Here is a 21,017-nt window from a genome sequence, read left to right as displayed (position 1 = left end):
TCTTGTCGATCGAGCATACGCCCAGGCGCTCAGTGACCTCCGGACTAATTTCAAGGTCGTAGAGTAGGCGCCCGCAACATGTCGATCAGGAAAAGGACGTGGAAGACCGAAGCGGAAGAGGAGCGGTCAGCCTACGTGGTCCAATATTCAACCGCCGAGCGGGACGCCCGTGGAAAGCGCACGCGCCACATCAAGACGTTCGATCGCAAGAAGGACGCCGAGGATTTCCAGGCGCAAGTCCGGATCGACGTGAAAAAGGGCGTCCATACGCCGGCCAGCCGGAGCATCACAGTAGAGGAGGCCGGCGACCTTTGGATTGACGGGTGTGGCGATCTCGAACGGTCGACCGTCGATCAGTACCGTCAGCACCTGAAATTCCACATCAATCCGTATCTCGGCGGCCTGAAACTCGCCGCGCTGACGGTTGCGATCGTGCGTGACTGGCAGGACAAGCTACGAAACGGCATTCCCGCACCGGGCCAAAGCGAAGCAGAGCCGCGCTCGGCGGCGATGGTCAAGAAGGTCACGACCTCGCTCTCCAGCCTGCTCAGCGACGCTTTGGAGCGCGGGAAGGTAGGGCACAACGTCGTCCGCTCCATGACGGCCAACCGCCGCCGAAAACGGAAGGTCGAGCGCCGACAAAAGCGCAAGCTGGTCATCGGACGAGACATCCCGGAACCGCGCGAAGTCGACGCTTTGTTGCAGCAAACGGACAGTGAGCGGTGGCGAGCTTTCTTCCTGACGGCGATTCGCTGTGGACTCCGCGCGAGCGAATTACGTGGGCTCAAATGGCAGGACGTCGACTTCAAAAAGAGCGAGCTGCATGTTCGCCAGCGGGCGGATCGCTACAACACAATCGGCAACCCGAAATCTGCGGATAGCCAACGGAATGTGCCGATCCCGCCGAAGACCCTGGCGGCACTCAAGGCTTGGAAGCTGCAATGTCCGAAGGACGATGGGCAACAGCATCTCGTTTTCCCGAATGGATCTGGAAAGGTTGAAACCCACTCGAACATCATCGAGCGCGGCCTCATTCCAGCCTGGGAAAAGGCCGGCATCACGGTGCCGGTGCTGAACGCAAGCGGAAAGCCGCAGCGAGACGAGGAGGGCAGGCCCGTCGCAAAAGCAAAATACACGGGCGCACACAGCTTGCGGCATTACTTCGCGAGTTGGTGTCTCGCCCGGCCGCCGGTTGGACTCGGTTTGAACCTCAAAGAGCTTTCTGAGCGAATCGGGCACGCCTCCATTCAGATCACGATCGACACTTACGCCCATCTGATCCCGCGCGCCGATCACGCCGAAGAACTGGCCGCGGCCGAAGGGAAGTTTGGTTAGGTAAACGAATTTTTAAGGGAGTATATGGCAGGATTGGTCAGCAAGACACTCTCTACGGGACCAGGGCGGGACGCCTAGCGGTCCTTTACGACAGCGGGACGCTGCCGGGAGCAAGCAAGCACACAGGTGCTCGCCTCCCGGCTTTTTCATGTCCGCGGCGAGCCTTACGGAGACTCGCGTCGTGAAACTCGACAGCATCGAGAACGAATTCATTTGGGGTGCAGCGGCCATCAGCAAAATGATCGGCCGCACCGAGAAGGGCGCATTTCACGCCCTCGAAAGTGGTCGCGTGCCTGGCGCGCGAAATATCGCCGGTCGATGGGGCCTGCACGTGCCCACCTTCCTCGCCAGCTTCCAACCCACCGCAACGCCGCGCGCAAACGCGGCCTGATGTTGATTGTCAACATCCGACGCTGATCTCCAACATTCAGGACACCGAATATGCACGCTCGTTACTTTGACTTCCTCGAAGGCCAGGCCGCCAGCATTTCTGACGTCGCGGTGCGCGGCGCAATCACCCGCGTCGTGAAGCTTCATCGCGATATCCTCGCGACCACGGCTAACGTCCGCGGCAACCCCGATTTGAGCGCGCAGGGCCGGACGAAGGAGGCACGTTCCTTTCTCGGCAAGAGCGCATGGGAATTGATCCGCGCGAGCGCCACGGTGCAGCGGCTCGCCGCTCGGATCGACGAGAAGCGCTCCAAGATCCAGTTGCCGGCGATCGACAAGACCGACGCGGCCGGCGCCGTGCTGCGCGGCCAGGTGCGTGACAGACTGCCAAAGTCGAGCAAAGAGCTGCGCGCTCAAATCCCGACAATGTCGGCGCTCTATCTGCAGACACTCCTCGAAGCGCCCGAACTCGTCGGTGCCGACGCCGAGACCGTCGAAGCCGCGCGCAGTCGCGCAATCGATCTCGTGCAGCCCGGCGCCACGGCGGCCTTGGACGCCGAGCGCGACGCGGTGCGGCTTCTGACGAACGCCACAGCCGAACTGAGCAAGGCCGCATGCGACCTGGCCGAACTGCCGAATTCCCATGCCCTGAACGATTTCCTGAATCAGACCGTGCCTGATCAGCGGCACATCGTCGCCGACGTCGAGCGCGAAACGGCGCTCGCCGCGTAAACCGAGAGGATCCCTATGACCAAAGTTGCCCCTGATTTCCGCATCGTCGAGCCGAAGGATCCGCGCCAGGCGCCGCCGGTTCAGAAGCCGATGCCCGCGCCGCTCAAGAAATCGCTCGGGATCGACCAGCCGCGGAAAACGCCGTGAACCGTCAGCAGCTTCAGGCAGAGCGCGAGGCGGCCGGCGCGGCCTACGTCGAAGCACTCGGCGCATTCCGTGAGGCGTGGGCGCGCCTGGCGGCGGTTGATCGCACTTTGATGAATCAGAATGTTTGCCAGGGCGAAGCTATCCGCTCTTGGCATTTCGCCTCGCGCAATCGGTTGGAGGACGGGTTGCGCGCTCTGCAACATTTTGAGTTCGCACCTCGCATCATCGTCAGTGACTGGCACGACCGAGCCGTCGCGCTGTCGGATCGTCAAATCGAGGAGTTCAAGCCGTGAAGTACCGCACCACCGAGAATAAGGACTGGAACGCTGTTCGCCTGCAGGCGGGTGATTCCACCTATTTCGAACTCAACAACAACGGCGCTGCCAAGCTCGTCGTTCAGGCGGGCGCCGGCTGTGGGGCAGTCATCTCGTCCGATGACAACACGTTCAACTATCCGGCCGTGACTGTCTCCGCCAACTCGACGGTGACTTTCCCGTCGGGTGCGCTCTCGTGGTCGGCCTTTCCTCCGATTCAGCGGCACGGCGTCAAGGTGACGTGCACGTCGGGGTTCGTGACCATCAATCCGTAGAGATCGAAGCCATCCTTTAATCGTGGATCTTCGGCATATCCGCTTTCGGTCGTCAAGCGGGCACTTGGAGCCGGATCCAACATGTCGCCCTGGCCTTCGCGACCTTCTGACCGATGCCTGGCGTTTCCGAAGTTGAGGGTAGACCGGACCTGACTGCCCGCGGCCAAAACGGGCACTGTTGACCCGAAGCCGACCTGTTCCTCAAATTTTAGCATTTGGCTCGGTGTCTAGTTGACCTGGCTGGCCTACGATAAGCCGCAGTTTGCAGTGAGGACTCACCGTGCCAGTGACATCGATACTATTTGTCGTGATGATCGCGTTCGCGCTGTTCATGACGTACAGGATGTTGGGTCCGCAGCGGTCGGTTACAATGAGGAGAACTCTCGTGTTCTCGCTCCTCGGCCCCACGCTTTGTGTAGCATCGGCCGTCGTGATCGAACTAGCTGCCGGAAGAGTTCCTGAAGAAGGCGTAGTCTGGGCCTTCATGTTCTCGCTTGTTGTCTCGATCGTTACCGGGCCGGTTGACGGTTATCTCGCGCATTTCATGCCCCTCCAGATCAGGGCACCTCTAAGTGCAACCGTTGGCGCGGCGACTGTGGCTTTTCTCTTATTCTCGATAACGAGAGGACAGTCCATATCGGCTCCCCTCGTTTTGGCTGGAGCGGTGTGCATGGGAGTGTGCTCTCTCCTAACGGGGCCTTTCCGTGATGAGCCGAGCTAACGTCAGCTTCTGGCCCGAAGCTGCCTCTCTGCTGCTACGCCTTGACGTCTGCTCGCGGGGTGCGAGCGGATCATGGAGTTATAGTGCCGCCACGCCCGCATGCGACCCTAAGCGGCCAGACACGCGGTCCGTTTCTTTCTCGGCGGCTACGGGAGCGGGCGGGCTCCTCAATAACCCTCACAGCAAGGCGACGAAGTGCTAGTCTCCAATTCCCAGAGGCGTGGCCCTTACAGGAGGACACATGCGGCGGCGGGAATTCATTGTTAATCTAGGTGGATCGGCGGCTGCCCTTGCGTGGCCACTCGAAACGTACGCGCAGCAGGGGCGCATGCGGCGAGTCGGCATCCTAGTGGGATGGGACGAAAACAATCCTGTAGCAAAGCTCCTTCTCTCCAAGTTGACACAGCGGCTTCGCGAGTTGGGTTGGACAGACGGCGGCAACATCCGACTGGACGTGCGCTGGGCGGCAGGAAGTGTTGATCGGATGAAGGACTTCGCGAAAGAGTTGGTTGGGTTGGGACCCGACCTGATCCTCGCATCCACGACGCCAGCAACCGCAGCACTCCACCGGGAGACGCGAACGCTTCCAATTGTCTTTGTAAACGTCTCCGACCCCGTAGGCGCTGGGTTCGTCGCAACCCTGTCTCGCCCCGGCGCGAATATCACCGGGTTCGTCAACCTAGAACCGACAATGGGAGGCAAATGGCTAGAGCTTCTCAAGGAGATCGCGCCCAGCGTTAAGCGGGCCGCCATCATGTTCAACCCCGATACGGCGCCCGGAGGCGGATCCTATTTCCTGCCATCATTCGAGGCTGCCGCGCGATCCCTTAACGTCGCGCCGGTCCCAGCATTCGTTCACAGTGAGGCGGAAATTGAAACGGCGATTACGATGCTTGGACACCAGCCGGGAGGAGGCCTTGTCGTCGAGTCGGATGGGTTTATGTTTGCCCATCGCGCAAAGGTCATATCGGTGGCGACCCAACACAAAGTGCCTACTGTCTCGGATCGAACGCTCCCTACTGAACAGGGTGGGCTGCTCTCGTATGGTCCCGTCGACGAGGACACGTTTCTTGGTGCCGCTCTCTACGTTGACCGCATTCTCCACGGCGCGAACCCAGCAGAGCTTCCGGTTCAGACACCGACCAAATTTGAGATGAGGATAAATCTCAAGACCGCCGAGACGCTCGGTCTTTCGATCCCACCGTCAATCCTCAGCCGCGCCGACGAGGTGATCGAATGATGCTGCGCTGCATGAGTCCGGATGTGGCCCTTCTGCGACATCAATCAACGTGCGCTCTTCGACGCTGTTCGGGGTACAAGCGGACCTGCCACAGGACGCCCCAGAGATCGGCGACAGCCCTGAAATTGATGCCTCGAAGGCTCAAAGCTCGCGGTCCATTGCCGGGTGCTTCCTGTTCTTCACCTTCAACCAATGCTTTTGGCGACCGCCCCGGTACGGCCGGTCCCGGTGCTTGGAGACCAGCCCCTCCAAGCCCATGCGGCAGGCCGCCCGATATAGCTCCGGCCCGATCTCGCCCCGCTCGAAGGGGGCCACCGTGATCCCGTCCGGTCGCCGCGCCAGTAGTCGTTGCAGGTTCGTCTTACGAAGGTGCAGCGGCAAATCGCGAAGGTCGTCACCGCCAAGAGCGAGAATATCGAACGCATAGAGTTGCACCTCCTGGTCGTGCTTGCGGCTTTGCAGAGCATTGAAATCAGAGATGCCATCGACGCCGAGGATCACGGCCTCGCCGTCGATCACAAAGCGCTTCTGCCGGTTCTTCAGCGCGGCCCCGGCGATCCAGGGATAGCGCTTGGTCCAGTCGGTGCCGTTGCGGGAGAGCAGGCGCACGCGCTCGTTCTCCCGGATGACCAGCATCCGGTAGCCATCATGCTTTACCTCATGAATCCAGTCTGGCCCGGACGGGACCTGCTTGCCTGCCGTCGCCAGGCACAGCTCGTACGTCTTAATCATACTCGAGCAGATAGATAGCTCGCCGCCAAAAAGCCAATCCCTGGTTCGCTCACTGGGGATCGGCGGCTTGCAATCCTTGCAAGTGTCGCCCGATTAATCATTAAATAATAAACCGACATTAAATCATTTAAATGATGGACGAGATTTAAATTTGGATTAGAATGCGAATGCTTGGCGCCGGACGCACGCGTCAAGGACCTCCTGGAAGCGGCTCCATCATCCTACCCCCTGCTTACGCCGTTCAAAGGATGAGGGGCCGCTTCTTTGGCAAATTGGGAGGCGAGTCATGCAGTTCCTGTCATTAGGTGATTTGTTTTTCATTTCCGCAGCAACGGGTACGCTCCTACTGGTCGAGGTCGGAGTTTTGATCATTGTGGGCGTGATCTGAGCCAGACGTTCAGCGCACGGATTGCACTTTATGCCCTCCATAGAGTCGACAGAGTCGACGCATTTCAGCCCAGAGCCTTCCGAGCAGCGCTCCCATGGTCGCGGGCGTGCGCCTGCTGCGTGCCTCTCTTCCACTCCTACTGAGAGCGGTTCGAGTGGGCGGAGAACCATCAACGTCATGCCCGAGGTCGCGAATGACAACGCGGGCACTTGGCCTCTGCTACCGTTTCCGGATGGCTGGTACGCCACCTGTTGATCTGTGATGCGGCTCGGTCCTGCGGTGCACAGCACGGCATCCGCGAGTTGACGCTGGCGGGCCAACCTGGCTCCGCCTTGCGGCGAAGTGGTTGAAGATCGCGGAAGAAGCCGAGAAGCGCTTGCTCTGTTGCCGCCCCACGTTGGGAGCTACTGGCAAGGAACGACTCTCCAGCGGACAGAATTAAGATTTCGGTCTGTGGCGATACCCGGCTTAAGGTCCCGCCATCCACCCGGGACGGCCCATCGTTCGAACGCGCGTTTGGCGATGGGTCGGTTCTCGCAGGGACTCTTTTATAGGAACTAGTGGCAAGCGTCTGGATTGGTGCCGTGCTCCGGCTCCAAGTCCCCTGCGATGCCGGAGCGTTACAACGGCCCCAGCCGCCGCCAAACGCTGGGGCCGTTTTTTTGCTGCTATCGCGCATCTCGGTAGCCATTGATGGCCAGCCGTGGGTCACCCCGCTCGAAGTCAGGTCGCACGTCGGCGCCGCGGCTGCCGCACCCCTGACAGACGAACTGCGGCTCGATATCAGACAGCCGTACATCGTCAGGCCAGCGGTCGGCGTCCAGCGCAACATGATGGCCGCAGTGGCAGTAGACCAGCACACCGCGCACGCCCATACCGCGCATCGCGCCGAAGGTGATCTTGAGCGGCCGGCCGTCGGCATGCGTTGGTGTGTGGCGTTTCGGGCGAGGCATGCCGCATCGAAGCGCGTCGCTCGCGAGAGTCAAATTGTCGATTGGTAGCGGCCCAGAGTGGCTGTCAACTACTGCCTATGGTTGGTGTAGTGGCAGGCCGGCTCTGATGACTAAGTTTCAGCCCGGTGTATGATTTTGCCTGGGCGGAGCTTGATTCGTCATGCTGGAAGCCATTCTCCTATTGCTGGGAATTGGGGCCGCAGCTCTTCTGCTGATCGCCTTCTGGGGACTGCATCATCACGTATGACTGCGCTCGGGGGCCTAGCGCCTCAAGGCCGCCTATTCACGCAGCGGGCTTGATGCACGCGACTGTGATGACTGTTGATACACCATGTGAAGTAGTTCACAAGCGGGAGGTATCCCTGAGCGTAGCGTGCGCGCTTCCACCGGAGGGAAGCGCAATGAAGTGGAACTTGGTAACCTATCGAACGCTCGCGCTGACCGCCGCCGTTCTAGTGGCGGCTGGTACCACTATGGCCATCGGTACTCCTCGTGGAGTCCATGAACCAATGTTGGGATCCGATTGGCAATGCAACCGGACCATGCTGTTCGTGACCACGTGTGCGCACTGAAGCATTGAGCGGAGTAGCGCCTCGGCAAAGCTCGTTCACACATCTCGGCACTAACGAATGCCGGCCTAACAATCGGTTAACGGAGGCCCCCTAGGATGTTCCGCCGTTGACCTGCATCTCGTCACCGCACGACGAGGTGGGTCTAGGACGGGGCCGATACCATGGCGGACATCAGGGAAAAATTGGACAAACTCCGTGCCGATGCCGCGGATTTGGCCCTTATGAGCAGGCGAACGAGCGACCCGCAAAAGCGCGCCCTTTTCGAACGCTTGGCGGATGAGCTCGCCATAGAGGCTCTCGAACTCGAGCAGGTGGTGAAGCTGCAAAGCCGGCGCTCCGGTCACAGCGACATGGACAAAGTGGTGCCCCTCCAGGCGCGTCCAGATCGTCGCTGACGCAATCCCGCTTCTCGCGGCCAACAGGCCCGCCGGTTCACGCTGGCGGGGCCAATTACAGTGTGTTCGGCACGGTTGAGGATTCCAGGTTTTGGAACACGCGCGCGTTAAGCTTTGGCGCAGCCGCTTATCTGCGCCATTAAGCCAACTTTTACTAGAACGTTGTAGGATTCCGTCGTTTCCAGACGAACAGCGGGACCGTTGCCGGGATGGCAACAGGAGGCGGGACGCCTTAACGGTTCTGTGAAAGTCGAAGCGCGGGATGCGCGGGAGCGATCAGCACAAATCTGTGCTCGCCCTAGCATCCATGCAAAGCGAGCACTCAATCGGAGTCTCGCAGATGCACAGCAATCAGCCAGAAGTCGTTTGGGGTGCCCGCGCGATCGCACGGGTGATCGGCAAGGGTGAAAAGGCCACGTTCGCAATGCTCGAACGAGGGCAGCTTGCCGGCGCGCAAAAGGTCGCCGGTCGATGGGCATTCAAGCCCCGCATCTTCTTCTCAATGTTCGAAACAGCGGCGTAGCCGGTGCCCGCGCACGCCTGCGCATAACCTCTCAACCAAGGAAAAGGAAATGAAGATCGGACAGGTCAAAAAGTGGAATGCCGAACGCGGTTTCGGCTTCATCGGGACGGATGGACACGACGTGTTCTGCCACGTCAGCACGTTGCCGCCCGAAATGGACGCGCTCGGAGTCGGGACGCATGTGCAGTTCGACATCGAGATCAACTCGCGCACTGGCAAGCCGCAGGCCACCAACGTGCGCATGGTGTGACGTGAGCAGCAGCGAAATCGATCTCGCCATCGGGCACGCAACCGAACTGTTTCAGCAGCACTGCGAGCTTTATCGTAAGGCGATCGTCTGCGAACCCGGCGACTGGCACCGTCGAGCAAAAGAGCTGGCCGAGAATCTGAGCTGGTTGATTTTCTGCCGGGAGCAGCGGTTGCCACGGACGCCGAAGACACTTCCGCCGAAATATCCGCCGCCGCCACCAATCATGCGCTGACAAAAAGAAAGAGCCCAACGCGGTGGCACGCGCCGGGCTCCAATTCCTTCAACACCGTGTAGGAGCACGATGTAGCAATGAGTACCGTACACGAAAACGTTGCCTTGGCAACTGATTTTTTCAATTTCGCCGAACGGCACGGCCTGGCTCTGCACGAAGTGCACCCTGGTGACAAGAGACCGATTGGCGACGACTGGCAGCATCGGCATTCTTCAAACCCGGTCACTTGGCAAGGTTGGCTGACCGCAGGCTACAACATCGGCTTGCATCCTGGCGCTTCTCGAGTCGCGGTGCTTGACATCGAGGCGGGCAAGCAAGAAATCGCCGCGGACTGGTTTCTAAAAACCACGGGCTATTCTCTTCCGGACCCGCACGTGCGCAGCCCATCTGGCGGCACCCATACCTATTTTCGTCTCGTTGATGCCGCAGAACTTTGGACCTTGCGCCAGGAAACGACAGGTTGGGGCGATCTCCTCGTCGGTAACGCAAATGCAATGCTCCCGCCGAGTTACTTCGCCAACTCGAAGAAGGACCCACGCAAAAAAGCCGGCCCTTACGAATGGCTGGGCAATAAAACACTCTACGACGGGGAAATTCTCCGCCCCGCGTGGCCAAAGCGCGAGCACCGCGACGTTGCGCCATCGCTCGACGGTTTTAATTATGACCGCGTTGCGCGTTGGATCGATCGCAAGGTCGCGGGCGAATGGAAGGAGGATCCTACAGCACTTTCCCAACTAGACTGGACGATGCTCGGCGCCGCGCTGAAACTTCATTTTGGCAGCGACGGCCTCGAATTGTTTCAGCGCATGAGCCACGATCCTGATCAGGCTGCACGCCGCTGGGACAAATTCCCGGCTGAATATTCGGAAGGCGATCGGACGCTGCATTGGTATCTGGACCGGGACAGTGATTGGTTGTTCGGCGATACCGTGGACGTGCTCAACGGCAAGTTGGTGTTGCCGCCTGGACCGCCGTTGAATTTGCCGGAGCCGCCGTTACCCATCGGGTATCAAGAGGAAGCGCAAAGACCGGACCTCATGCAGTCCTCAGGGCAGTTCGTTCGCGATTTCGTACCGCCCGACTACGTCGTCGATCGGATCTTTCAGCGCCGCTTTTGTTACTCGATGACCGCCAAGACGGGCGGCGGCAAGACCGCTGCGGCAATGCGCATCGCGGTACACGTGGCGACAGGCCGCCCGATTGGGAACATTGAAGTCGAGAAAGGCACGGTGATCTACGCGGCCGGCGAAAATCCGACGGACGTTCAGGCGCGTTGGCTCGGCGTGACCCAAGAGATGGGTATCGACCCCGAGACCGTGGACGTCCATTTCATCAACGGTGTGGTCAAGATTTCAGAGAACGTCGCCAACATCGAGGACGAAGTCGCGGCCAAGGATATCAAGCCTGCCCTGGTGATCGTCGACACCGTCGCGGCATATTTCGAGGGCGACGACGATAACGACAACGTCCAAATGGGCAACTATGCCCGATTGCTGCGGTCCATGACGAAGCTCCCTGGCGGACCGTGCGTGCTGGCACTGGCGCATCCGACCAAGCGGGCGGCGGACGACGACCTAATCCCGAAGGGCGGCGGGGCATTCTTGAACGAGGTGGACGGCAACGTGGCTTTGCGTCGGAACGGCCAACTGATCGCCTTCGAAGCCTTGGGGAAATTCCGTGGTCCGTCGTTCGAGCCGGTGCATTTCGAACTGGCGACCGTGCAGCATCCGAAGTTGCGGGACACCAAAGGGCGGCCCATTCCGACTGTAGTCGCACGGCCCGTATCGGAAGTCGGTATCGCGGAGCGTGAGCGAGCCAACGAGCGCGAAGAAGATACCTTGCTGCGTGCTATCGATCAGCACCCCCGCAAGAGCCGTCGGGAGGTGGCAAAGCTGATCGGAATGAGCGACAGCCGCGTGTACCGGGTGGCGCAAAAGCTGGAACAGCAGAAACTCATCCGTGCGGAACGCAGTGGTTGGACGTTGACCGGCGCGGGCGAGCGGGAGCTAAACGCGATGGATTCGAATGGTTCAGGGCTGAACCAAGCACCGCTTCCACCAGCACGATTTCCACTGGCAAATTGAGCGAACCAACGGCCGAACCAAAACCGAACCAACAGAGGCAAAAACCCCTTAAATATCAAACTGGTTCACCTGAACCACTCCGTGAACCACGGACGATACGATGGGGGGCATTCATGCCCCATCATCGTCTGGTTCGGTTCAGTCATATCCCTATAGGTGAACCAGTGAACCAACGAGCGTAGTCAACATGGAAGTGAACTGGGAAACGATCCGCATCAATTGTCGCCGCGAGGCATTTGCCCGATGGCTCGACGTAGCCGGATTTCGATACATCGCTGGCAGATCATCTCGCCTTCGCCGATTGGTGGCGAGAGCACGACAAGTTCTTCCGGCGTGAACTCTTCGCCGCAGTGATCGCAGCGGGGCTTCTCTGTCATGGGCGTAAACCTCATTCGATTCGCGCCGGATTTCCAACGGTTTCGCGCTCGCTTCGGCCACTTTGTTGCGTGATTAACGGATTATATATCTTCTACTCGCATTCTAACGCACTGAATTAGAACCACTTTCTAAAACATGATGCGCCTATGTTGCGCCCTTGGCCGGTGATGCGGGTCGAGGGCGCAATTCGCAATGGAAAATCGCGGATGAAAACGGGACCTAAATGCACCGTCTGCGCTCACGACGAGCGTTGGCGGATCGAACTGTTGCGTGCAGGCGGCGCCTCACTCGATAGCCTGGCGACGAAGTTCGGCTTGTCGAAAGACGCGATCGGGCGACACTGGCACAATCACGTCAGCGCCGAAATGAAGGCGTCCTATCTTGTCGGGCCGGCGCAGCTCGCCGACCTGGCAGCCAAAGCGGCGGACGAGGGCGCCTCCGTGCTCGACCACTTCCGGGCCGTGCGCACCATGCTCATGTCACAGCTCGCCGCCACCACCGAGGCGGGTGACGCCCGCGGTGCGGCGATCGTCGCGGGGCAGCTCGTCGGCGTGCTGGAGAAGATCGGCAAGGTGACAGGCGAGATTGCTACGATCGCGCAGGGCACCATCAACATTCAGAACAATGTGGCGATCGTAAACAGCCCGCAGTTCGCGAAGGTACAGGCGGCCATCCTTCGAGCCCTGGCGCCCCATGGAGCGGCGCGCGCCGCCGTTGTGGCGGCCCTGCACGAACTCGACGCCGAGACGGCCGACGCGGGCAGGGCGCCCGTGGTCATCGACGCTGTAGCGCTTCCGCTGCCGTGTCCGGTGCCGCCGCCGGAGGCGCCCCGATGACCAGCATAGCCGCCGCGCTCGCGGACGCACTGGAGGACGGCGGTTGGCGCGCAAAGGCCCGACCGAGCCAGCTACCGCCGCCCGGTGATTGGAATGGGTGGATGATCCTGGCCGGCCGCGGCTTCGGCAAGACTCGAGCCGGGGCAGGGTGGGTGCACGATCTCGTCGAGACGGGTCAGGCCGGCCGCGTCGCCCTGGTAGCCGCCACCGCCGCCGACGCACGCGATACGCTGGTCGAGGGCGTCTCGGGTCTGCTCAACACCGCGCCGCCGTGGAATAGGCCGATCTACGAATCGAGCAAACGCCGGCTGACCTGGCCGAACGGGGCGGTCGCGACGACGTTTTCCAGCGAGGAGGCCGACCGGCTGCGCGGCCCCGAGCACGACGCAGCATGGGCGGACGAGCTGGCCGCATGGACGGACGTGCAGGGCACCTGGGACATGCTGCAATTCGGCCTGCGCCTCGGGAAGCGCCCGCGCTGGCTGGTGACGACGACGCCGAGGCCGATCAAGCTGCTCAAAGAGCTATTGGCGCGTCAGGGTAGGGACGTCGTCGTGACGCGCGGCTCGACGTTCGAGAACGAAGCCAACCTTGCGCCGACGTTCTTAGCCGCCGTACGGCAGCGATACGAAGGCACGCGCCTTGGTCGACAGGAGCTGAACGCGGAGCTGCTTTCGGATAACCCGGGCGCACTGTGGCAATTGGACTGGCTGGACCGCGATCGCGTGTCGGCCGCCCCGGAGCTGCGCCGCATCGTCGTTGCGATCGATCCGGCCGTTTCCAACAACGAAGGATCGGATGAGACGGGTATTATCGTTGCCGGCGTGACGAGAGATGACAAAATCTACGTCCTCGAAGATTGCTCGGGTCGCTACGCTCCGCACGAGTGGGCGGCAAAGGCCATCGACGCCTACCGGCGCCACAAAGCCGATCGGATCCTAGCCGAAGTGAATAACGGCGGCGCCATGGTCGAAGCAACGATCCGCGCGCTCGATTCGCGGGTGAGCTTCAAGGCCGTGCATGCAAGCCGCGGCAAGGTGGTTCGAGCCGAGCCGATCGCTGCATTATACGAGCAGCGCAAGGTTCATCACGTCGGCGGGTTCGATGTGCTCGAAGATCAGATGTGTGCATTCACGTCGGATTTTGACCGGGCGAAGGTCGGCTATTCGCCGGATCGTGTCGACGCGCTGGTGTGGGCGCTGACCGAGCTGAGCGGGCCGCAGCACACCACCACGGTGACAGAGTTGCGGATTTAGAGTGCCTACCTAGCAGCCCAGCTATCTGAGCGCATCGAACGTCGGCAATATGAGGTTCCTATTGTGAATGACGGTGGTCATCTCATCCACAACTGCCTCGTACTCGTTTTTGGACTGAATTTGCGCTATTTTCGATCTAAGCAGAATTCGTTGATCTGCCGACACATAAGGAGCCACGATCGCTTGCAGTTGTTCTAAGTGATTTGCAGCGCGTACGATGTAGGAAGTGCGTACGGATTGCAAAAACAACGTGGCAGTTGCGATAAGAACCATCGTATATGTGATTGGTCGCGATACCCTCTTTCGAGTCGACAAGACTTCAGATGAACGACGCCGCATCAGTGCCGCAGTAGCGATACCCGCCATAAGGCCCAGAAACATCTGGAATAGAATCAGGCTAACCCGCTCGTAGCTGCCCTTCGCTATCTCGCGATACATCGCGTTACTTAGGACGGTCGAGCCCAAATTTGTGAGTATGGCAAGCTGCTCGCCCATCCACAAAAATAAAGGCTTAAAGGCGAAGTCCCAGAGTGCAGAACCTAGAATGGCTAGACTGAGGCTTCCTGCTATCCAAATTGCAGCCTTGGTAAAATTAAACGGTGCTTCTGAATTGTCTGCGGTCATAATTAGCTCGTTGATTTTCCGAATAGATGTTATGGAACGCGACCAGTCCGCGTCGGGCGAGTCCACATTGACGCGTGAGAAGCGCTCCGCTATCGCCGCCTTGTCATCTCATTCGCTCTGCTGTGGAAGGATGGTCACTCGGAACGAGCCATCGTCCGCATATGCTGCATTCATCTTTTTGTTTAGGGTGGCCTGTAGCTCGGCGGTCGTCGGATCAACGGGAACGCTTTTAATCGCCAATGGCAAGTTGAAATCACCCTTGAACAACGCTGCCATGCCAGTCCTAATCGCCTCTGCATCCTCCTCCATTCTCCCGTGGGCATTCGGGAAATAGATGCGATTCATCTGGGCGGCGCTGAATGCGTACCCAACTCTCTGCCCGATCGCCGCCAGCAGTTTAGTGAACAGATCAATTCTGCGTTGGCCCCACAAGGCACCTGTGTCTGCGCTTTTCGTCAGGTGTTCGAAGTATTCTTCCCATGCGTCGATGATGGGTTTGTCCCCATAGAAATCGATTGGCACCGCATTGATCGCCTCGACGTGTGCGGCCGTCAGGTTCGTGGCCCGCGTCGCCATGAGGGTGCGAAAGATGTTGAACCGACGGTCTCGCTTTTCGCGGAAGCCCTCGACCCACTTCTGAGCTTGGACAGCTAGGATCGGCCCGAGCAGCGTGCACGCTGCTATAACGACGTCCGATAATTTAAGAATCGATGCGGCTTCCTCAGCCATGGGTCCTCTCCGAACGAATCAACGAGCGATCGTCGCACAGCCTCGCCGCACGCAGCACGCTACTTGAAAGCTATCCGACGTATTCACAGCCCTTGTCGCGCCCCGTGTCGCGCCGAGTAGCCGGGAGTTGTGGGGAATCGTTGGAATTGTTGGGGAATTTTGCGCAACAGGCGCAACACAAAATGGGAGGACGTATCCCGGACTAAGTTACTGAATTTATTGGCGATCCCGGCAGGACTCGAACCTGCAACCCGCGGAGTAGAAATCCGCTACTCTATCCAGTTGAGCTACGGGACCGTTTTCAGCCGCCCCAGTCGGGGGCTGGCTGTTCATCTACCATGCCAATATGAAAAATCTGGCGTTTCGCCAAGTCTGAACCGAACCGTTTTCCTCAGAGCCGCGACAAAGCGGAACGGTGGGGCGTCAGGGTGCCGGGTTGAGCGGCAGTGTACTGGACGATGGATCACATCGCCGGGAGCGCTGGCTAGCTTCCGGGACACGGCCACCGGTCGACCGGTCTGGTATTGCTGCGCCATCAGGACGGCGTGCGCGGCGGTATCTTGACCGGTCTCCTCTGGGCTTGCCTTGTCATGGCGAATGCGACGATTTGCACCTTTGGTTCCATCGCCTTGAGTCCGTCACCATTCCGCGCATTTCATTTACCGCCGCGGCGTTCGTCCGCGATTTCCGGGAGTCCATCATGATCGGTCTGATCCGCGCCGTCACACTCTGCGCCACGCTGGCGCTCGGCCTTAGCGCAGCACAGGCCGCCGACAAGGCGTTCAAGCGCGACGATCTCGCCGATTCCGCGATCAAGCTGGAGGCCCAGATCAAGAGCGAAGCGGGCCCGGTCGCCAAGACCAGCGCGACGCTGCGTACCGATGCCGACGCCGCCTTCCGGCGCAACGACTATCGCACCGGCCTCTCGGTGCTCGGGCAGATCGCGGCGACCACGCCGGAGGATGCCGGCAACTGGCTGCGGCTCGCCAAGGCCATCTTCCAGATCTCGCCGAAGACGTCGAGCGAGCAGACGTTCCTCTGGGAGCGTGCCTCGACTGCCGCCTATATCGCTTACCAGCGCGCCGGCAATCCGGGCGAGGAGGCCGACGCGCTCGCCGTGCTCGGCAAGTCGATGGCCGAACGCAAGCTGTGGCGGCCGGCGCTGGATGCGATGCGGCTGTCGCTGGACATGCGCGAGGTCGCCGACGTCCGCGGGCAGTATGAGAAGCTGCGCGACGAGCACGGTTTTCGGCTGTTCGACTATACCGTGGACTCGGATTCGGCGAGCCCACGCGCCTGCTTCCAGTTCTCGGAAGAGCTCGCCAAGCGCACCGACTTCGCGCCATTCCTGGCGCTGGCTGGCACCGACAAGCCGGCGCTGTCGGCCGAAGGCAAGCAGCTCTGCGTCGACGGGCTGAAGCACGGCGAGCGCTACAACATCAACCTGCGCGCCGGCCTGCCGTCAGCCGTGAAGGAGAGCCTGCCGAAATCGGCCGAGTTCAACGTCTATGTGCGCGACCGAAAACCCTTCGTGCGCTTCACCAGCCGCGCCTATGTGCTGCCCAGGACCGGCCAGCGCGGCATTCCCGTGGTCAGCGTCAACACGCCTGCGGTCAGCATCAACGTGTTCCGGATCGGCGACCGCAATCTGATCAACACGGTCGTTGACAGCGACTTCCAGAAGACGCTGTCGAAATATCAGCTCTCAGATCTGGGCGACGAGCGCGGCGTCAAGGTCTGGTCCGGCGAGCTTGCGACCGCGATGACGCTGAACCGGGACGTCACCACGGCTTTCCCGGTCGACCAGGCGCTCGGCGAGCTCCAGCCCGGTGTGTACGTCATGACCGCTGCGGCCAAGGGGCCAGGCTCCGACAACGAGTACCAGCTCGCCACGCAATGGTTCATTGTCTCCGACCTCGGCGTGTCGGCCTATTCCGGCAATGACGGCATCCACGTCTTCGTCAACTCGCTGGCTTCAACCGATCCGGTCGGCAAGGCCGAGGTGCGCCTGGTTGCCCGCAACAATGAGATTTTGGCCACCCGCAAGACCGACGACAGCGGCCATGTGCTGTTCGAGGCGGGCCTCGCGCGCGGCGAGGGCGGGCTGTCGCCGGCGCTGCTGACGGTCACGGGCGAGAAAGCCGATTATGCCTTCCTCAGCCTGAAGACCTCCGCCTTTGACCTTTCCGACCGTGGCGTTTCGGGCCGCGCGGTGCCGGCAGGCGCCGATGCCTTCGTCTATGCCGAGCGCGGCGTCTATCGCTCCAGCGAGACCGTCTATCTCACTGCGCTCTTGCGTGACGGGCAGGGCAACGCCGTCACCGGCGGGCCGCTGACGCTGGTGATCGAGCGCCCCGACGGCGTCGAATTCCGCCGCGCCGTGCTGTCCGACCAGGGCGCCGGTGGCCGCACGCTCGCCGTGCCGCTCAACTCGGCGGTCCCGACCGGGACCTGGCGGGTGCGCGCCTTTACCGATCCGAAGGGCACATCGGTCGGCGAGACCACTTTCATGGTCGAGGATTACGTCCCTGATCGGATCGAATTCGACTTGTCCGCCAAGGACAAGCTGATCAAAGCTAATGCTCCAGTGGAGCTGAAGGCGGACGGTCATTTCCTTTATGGCGCGCCGGCTTCGGGCCTCCAGCTCGAAGGTGATATGCTGGTCGCCCCTGCGAGCCAGCGCCCGGGCTTTGCCGGCTACCAGTTCGGCGTCGACGACGAGGAAACCACCTCGAACGAGCGCACGCCGCTGGAGAACCTGCCCGAAGCTGACGCCAACGGCGTTGCGACCTTCCCGGTGACGCTGGACAAGCAGCCGGCCTCGACGCGGCCGCAAGAGGCACAGATCTTCGTCCGCATGGTCGAGACCGGCGGCCGTGCCGTCGAACGCAAGCTCGTGCTGCCGATCGCGCCGGCGACCGCCATGATTGGCGTCAAGCCGCTGTTCGGCGACAAGAACGTCGCCGAGGGCGACAAGGCCGAGTTCGACGTCGTGTTCGTCTCGCCCGAGGGCAAGACACTCGCCCGCGATGGCCTGCGCTACGAGCTCCTGAAGATGGAATCGCGCTACCAGTGGTATCGCCAGAACAATTACTGGGAGTACGAGCCGGTCAAGTCCACCTCGCGCGTTGCCGATGGTGATGTCGTGATCGCCGCCGACAAGCCGTCGCGGATTTCGCTGAACCCCCAGCCCGGCCGCTATCGGCTCGATGTGAAGTCGAACGACGCCGACGGCCCGGTGACCTCGGTGCAGTTCGACGTCGGCTGGTATTCCGACGGTAGCGCCGACACGCCGGACCTGTTGGAGACCTCGATCGACAAGCCGCAATACGCCTCCGGCGACACCATGACGGTGTCCGTGAATGTGCGCAGCGCCGGCAAGCTGACCATCAACGTGCTCGGCGACCGCCTGCTGACGACGCAGTCCATCGACGTCAAGGAAGGCACGGCGCAGGTGAAGCTTCCAATCGGCAAGGACTGGGGCACCGGCGCCTATGTGGTGGCGACGCTGCGCCGTCCGCTCGATGCGGCCGCCCAGCGCATGCCGGGCCGGGCGATCGGCCTGAAATGGTTTGGCATCGACAAGCAGACCCGCACGTTGCAGGTGAAGCTGACGCCGCCGGCGCTGATCCGGCCGAACTCGACGCTGAAGATCCCGGTCAAGCTTGACGGGCTCAATCCGGGCGAGGACGCCAAGGTCGTCGTCGCCGCGGTCGATGTCGGCATCCTCAACCTCACCAATTACAAGCCGCCGGCACCGGATGATTACTATCTCGGCCAGCGCCGCCTGAGCGCTGAGATCCGCGATCTCTACGGCCAGCTGATCGACGGCATGTCGGGCACGCGCGGCCAATTCAAGTCCGGCGGCGATGCCGGTGCGGGCGAGCTCCAGGGCTCGCCGCCCACGCAGAAGCCGCTGGCCCTGTATTCGGGCATCGTCACCGTTGCTGCTGATGGCACAGCCGAGGTGAGCTTCGACATTCCGGAGTTCGCCGGCACCGCGCGCGTGATGGCGGTGGCGTGGACCGCCACGAAACTCGGTCACGCCAACACCGATGTCGTGATCCGCGATCCGGTGGTGCTGACGACGACCCTGCCGCGCTTCCTGCTCAACGGCGACCGCGGCATGGTCAATCTCGAGATCGACAATGTCGAGGGCCAGGCCGGCGACTACGTTATCAACGTGACGACGGGCGGGCCGGTGAAGATGACCGGTAATCCCGCGACCACAGTCAAGCTCGCCGCCAAGCAGCGCAACGCGTTCTCGCTCACGATCGACGCAACCGCGGCGGGGCAGGCGACGCTCGACGTCGACATCAAGGGGCCGAACGGCCTTACGCTCGCGCGTCACTATGCGCTCGACGTCAAGGCGGCGACGCAGGTGCTGGCGCGGCGCTCGATCCGCACGCTGGCGAAGGGCGAGAGCCTGACGCTGACGCCGGACATGTTCTCCGACCTTGTGCCGGGCACCGGCAGCGTCTCGGTGTCGGCGAGCCTGTCAACCGCGCTCGATGCCGCGACGATCCTGAAAGCGCTCGACCGCTATCCCTATGGTTGCTCGGAGCAGATCACGAGCCGCGCGATGCCGCTGCTCTACGTCAACGATCTCGCCGCCGGCGCGCATCTCGCCATGGACACCGAGGTTGACCAGCGCATCCGCGACGCGATCGAGCGGCTCTTGGCGCGGCAAGGCTCCAACGGCTCGTTCGGCCTGTGGTTGGCGGGCGGTGACGATGCCTGGTTGGATGCCTATGTGACGGACTTCCTGACCCGCGCCCGCGAAAAGGGCTTTGCGGTGCCGGACGTGCTGTTCAAGAACGCGCTCGACCGCATCCGCAACTCCGTCGTCAATGCCAACGAGCCGGAGAAGGACGGTGGCCGCGAGCTCGCCTATGGCCTCTACGTGCTCGCACGCAATGGCGCGGCTCCCATCGGCGACCTCCGCTATCTCGCCGATACTAAGCTCAGCAACCTCGCAACCCCAATCGCGAAGTCGCAGCTTGCGGCGGCGCTGGCGCTGGTCGGCGACCGCAATCGCGCCGAGCGGGTCTATGGTGCCGCGCTCGACAGCCTCGCGCCGAAACCCGTGCTGGAGTTTGGCCGCACCGACTATGGCTCGCAGCTTCGCGATGCCGCGGCGCTGGTTTCGCTCGCGAGTGAAGGCAACGCGCCGAAGGCAACGTTGACGCAGGCGGTATCGCGGGTCGAGACCGCGCGCGGGCTGACGCCCTACACCTCCACGCAGGAGAATGCTTGGCTGGTGCTGGCGGCGCGGGCGCTGGCCAAGGAGAACTTGTCCATGGAAGTGGACGGCCAGCCGGTCAAGACCGCGCTCTATCGCAGCTACAAGGCCGCGACGCTGGAGGGCAGGCCGCTGAAGATCACCAACACCGGCGATGCGCCGGTGCAGGCGGTGGTCTCGGTGTCGGGCTCGCCGGTCACGCCGGAGCCGGCGGCGTCGAACGGCTTCAAGATCGAGCGCAATTACTTCACGCTCGACGGCAAGCCCGCCGACATTAGCAAGGTCAAGCAGAACCAGCGCTTTGCGGTGGTGCTGAAGATCACCGAGGCGAAGCCCGAATACGGCCACATCATGGTGTCGGACTATCTGCCAGCGGGCCTCGAGATCGACAATCCGAAGCTGGTCTCGTCCGGCGACAGCGGCACGCTGGACTGGATCGAGGATGGCGAGGAGCCTGAAGACACCGAATTCCGCGACGACCGCTTCACCGCGGCGGTCGACCGGGCCTCGGATTCCAAATCGGTCTTCACCGTCGCCTATGTCGTGCGCGCGGTCTCGCCCGGCAAATACGTGCTGCCGCAGGCCTATGTCGAGGACATGTATAATCCCTCGCGCTACGGCCGCACTGGGACGGGGACCGTCGAGGTGCGGGCGGCGAAGTGAGTGTTT

Annotated in this window: 20 protein-coding genes and 1 tRNA gene; 15 read left to right on the top strand and 6 right to left on the bottom strand. The window is 61.5% G+C overall.

Annotated elements, in window-relative coordinates; genetic code table 11:
* Positions 1 to 78 precede the first annotated feature (78 nt).
* From ACR9YP_RS25735 to ACR9YP_RS25705, 7 genes are all read left to right on the top strand, one after another.
* On the top strand, positions 79 to 1,335 hold the full coding sequence (locus ACR9YP_RS25735; protein WP_474217464.1) for a tyrosine-type recombinase/integrase: 1,257 nt from the start codon (positions 79 to 81) through the stop codon (positions 1,333 to 1,335).
* Positions 1,336 to 1,516: 181 nt separating this feature from the next.
* Complete coding sequence (locus tag ACR9YP_RS25730; RefSeq protein WP_474217463.1) at positions 1,517 to 1,726, top strand: hypothetical protein; 210 nt, start codon at positions 1,517 to 1,519, stop codon at positions 1,724 to 1,726.
* Positions 1,727 to 1,836: 110 nt separating this feature from the next.
* Complete coding sequence (locus ACR9YP_RS25725) at positions 1,837 to 2,457, top strand: hypothetical protein (RefSeq protein ID WP_474217462.1); 621 nt, start codon at positions 1,837 to 1,839, stop codon at positions 2,455 to 2,457.
* A gap of 15 nt (positions 2,458 to 2,472) precedes the next feature.
* Positions 2,473 to 2,604, top strand: a complete 132-nt coding sequence (locus ACR9YP_RS25720) for a hypothetical protein (RefSeq protein ID WP_474217461.1) — start codon at positions 2,473 to 2,475, stop codon at positions 2,602 to 2,604.
* Positions 2,601 to 2,897: a hypothetical protein gene (locus ACR9YP_RS25715; protein WP_474217460.1), complete on the top strand. Its 297-nt coding sequence runs from the start codon at positions 2,601 to 2,603 to the stop codon at positions 2,895 to 2,897. The genes ACR9YP_RS25720 and ACR9YP_RS25715 overlap by 4 nt, the downstream gene beginning before the upstream one ends.
* Complete coding sequence (locus ACR9YP_RS25710) at positions 2,894 to 3,193, top strand: hypothetical protein (RefSeq protein ID WP_474217459.1); 300 nt, start codon at positions 2,894 to 2,896, stop codon at positions 3,191 to 3,193. Before ACR9YP_RS25715 ends, ACR9YP_RS25710 begins: the two co-directional genes overlap by 4 nt.
* A 1,049-nt stretch (positions 3,194 to 4,242) precedes the next feature.
* A complete protein-coding gene (locus ACR9YP_RS25705; RefSeq protein WP_474217458.1) occupies positions 4,243 to 5,154 on the top strand; it encodes an ABC transporter substrate-binding protein in 912 nt (303 codons plus the stop codon).
* A 141-nt stretch (positions 5,155 to 5,295) separates the two neighbouring features.
* On the opposite strand, the gene ACR9YP_RS25700 is transcribed toward ACR9YP_RS25705, so the two are convergent.
* Both ACR9YP_RS25700 and ACR9YP_RS25695 read right to left on the bottom strand, forming a co-directional pair.
* On the bottom strand, positions 5,296 to 5,886 hold the full coding sequence (locus tag ACR9YP_RS25700) for an ATP-dependent DNA ligase (RefSeq protein WP_474217457.1): 591 nt from the start codon (positions 5,884 to 5,886) through the stop codon (positions 5,296 to 5,298).
* Positions 5,887 to 6,942: 1,056 nt separating this feature from the next.
* On the bottom strand, positions 6,943 to 7,227 hold the full coding sequence (locus tag ACR9YP_RS25695; RefSeq protein ID WP_474217456.1) for a hypothetical protein: 285 nt from the start codon (positions 7,225 to 7,227) through the stop codon (positions 6,943 to 6,945).
* A 733-nt stretch (positions 7,228 to 7,960) separates the two neighbouring features.
* On the opposite strand from ACR9YP_RS25695, the gene ACR9YP_RS25690 reads away from it, so the two are divergent.
* The 5 genes from ACR9YP_RS25690 to ACR9YP_RS25670 all read left to right on the top strand — a co-directional run bounded on the left by ACR9YP_RS25690 (position 7,961) and on the right by ACR9YP_RS25670 (position 11,283).
* Complete coding sequence (locus ACR9YP_RS25690; protein ID WP_474217455.1) at positions 7,961 to 8,194, top strand: hypothetical protein; 234 nt, start codon at positions 7,961 to 7,963, stop codon at positions 8,192 to 8,194.
* 340 nt (positions 8,195 to 8,534) lie between these two features.
* Positions 8,535 to 8,717, top strand: coding sequence for a DNA-binding protein (locus tag ACR9YP_RS25685; RefSeq protein WP_474217454.1), 183 nt, complete (start codon positions 8,535 to 8,537; stop codon positions 8,715 to 8,717).
* 49 nt (positions 8,718 to 8,766) lie between these two features.
* A complete protein-coding gene (locus ACR9YP_RS25680) occupies positions 8,767 to 8,967 on the top strand; it encodes a cold-shock protein (RefSeq protein WP_474217453.1) in 201 nt (66 codons plus the stop codon).
* A 1-nt stretch (position 8,968) separates the two neighbouring features.
* Complete coding sequence (locus tag ACR9YP_RS25675) at positions 8,969 to 9,199, top strand: hypothetical protein (RefSeq protein WP_474217452.1); 231 nt, start codon at positions 8,969 to 8,971, stop codon at positions 9,197 to 9,199.
* Between the two features lie 77 nt (positions 9,200 to 9,276).
* Positions 9,277 to 11,283 (top strand): AAA family ATPase, encoded by a 2,007-nt coding sequence (locus ACR9YP_RS25670; RefSeq protein WP_474217451.1) that lies wholly within the window; start codon positions 9,277 to 9,279, stop codon positions 11,281 to 11,283.
* Positions 11,284 to 11,498: 215 nt separating this feature from the next.
* Here the strand turns inward: ACR9YP_RS25670 and ACR9YP_RS25665 are convergent, their stop codons facing one another.
* The gene (locus ACR9YP_RS25665; RefSeq protein WP_474217450.1) at positions 11,499 to 11,660 is read right to left on the bottom strand and encodes a hypothetical protein; all 162 of its coding nucleotides are present in this window, start codon (positions 11,658 to 11,660) and stop codon (positions 11,499 to 11,501) included.
* Between the two features lie 147 nt (positions 11,661 to 11,807).
* On the opposite strand from ACR9YP_RS25665, the gene ACR9YP_RS25660 reads away from it, so the two are divergent.
* Positions 11,808 to 12,497 (top strand): hypothetical protein, encoded by a 690-nt coding sequence (locus ACR9YP_RS25660; protein WP_474217449.1) that lies wholly within the window; start codon positions 11,808 to 11,810, stop codon positions 12,495 to 12,497.
* Positions 12,494 to 13,753, top strand: a complete 1,260-nt coding sequence (locus ACR9YP_RS25655; RefSeq protein ID WP_474217448.1) for a DNA-packaging protein — start codon at positions 12,494 to 12,496, stop codon at positions 13,751 to 13,753. Before ACR9YP_RS25660 ends, ACR9YP_RS25655 begins: the two co-directional genes overlap by 4 nt.
* A 21-nt stretch (positions 13,754 to 13,774) precedes the next feature.
* On the opposite strand, the gene ACR9YP_RS25650 is transcribed toward ACR9YP_RS25655, so the two are convergent.
* The 3 genes from ACR9YP_RS25650 to ACR9YP_RS25640 all read right to left on the bottom strand — a co-directional run bounded on the left by ACR9YP_RS25650 (position 13,775) and on the right by ACR9YP_RS25640 (position 15,403).
* Entirely contained in the window at positions 13,775 to 14,377 is a 603-nt protein-coding gene (locus ACR9YP_RS25650) for a hypothetical protein (RefSeq protein ID WP_474217447.1), read from the bottom strand.
* Between the two features lie 108 nt (positions 14,378 to 14,485).
* Entirely contained in the window at positions 14,486 to 15,106 is a 621-nt protein-coding gene (locus ACR9YP_RS25645) for a DUF6680 family protein (RefSeq protein WP_474217446.1), read from the bottom strand.
* A gap of 220 nt (positions 15,107 to 15,326) precedes the next feature.
* A tRNA-Arg gene (locus ACR9YP_RS25640) sits at positions 15,327 to 15,403 on the bottom strand.
* Between the two features lie 403 nt (positions 15,404 to 15,806).
* On the opposite strand from ACR9YP_RS25640, the gene ACR9YP_RS25635 reads away from it, so the two are divergent.
* The gene (locus ACR9YP_RS25635) at positions 15,807 to 21,011 is read left to right on the top strand and encodes an alpha-2-macroglobulin family protein (protein WP_474217445.1); all 5,205 of its coding nucleotides are present in this window, start codon (positions 15,807 to 15,809) and stop codon (positions 21,009 to 21,011) included.
* The last annotated feature ends 6 nt before the right edge of the window (positions 21,012 to 21,017 follow it).

This window comes from Bradyrhizobium sp. BR14999 (assembly GCF_056106085.1).
This window is presented reverse-complemented; position numbering and strand designations above follow the sequence as displayed.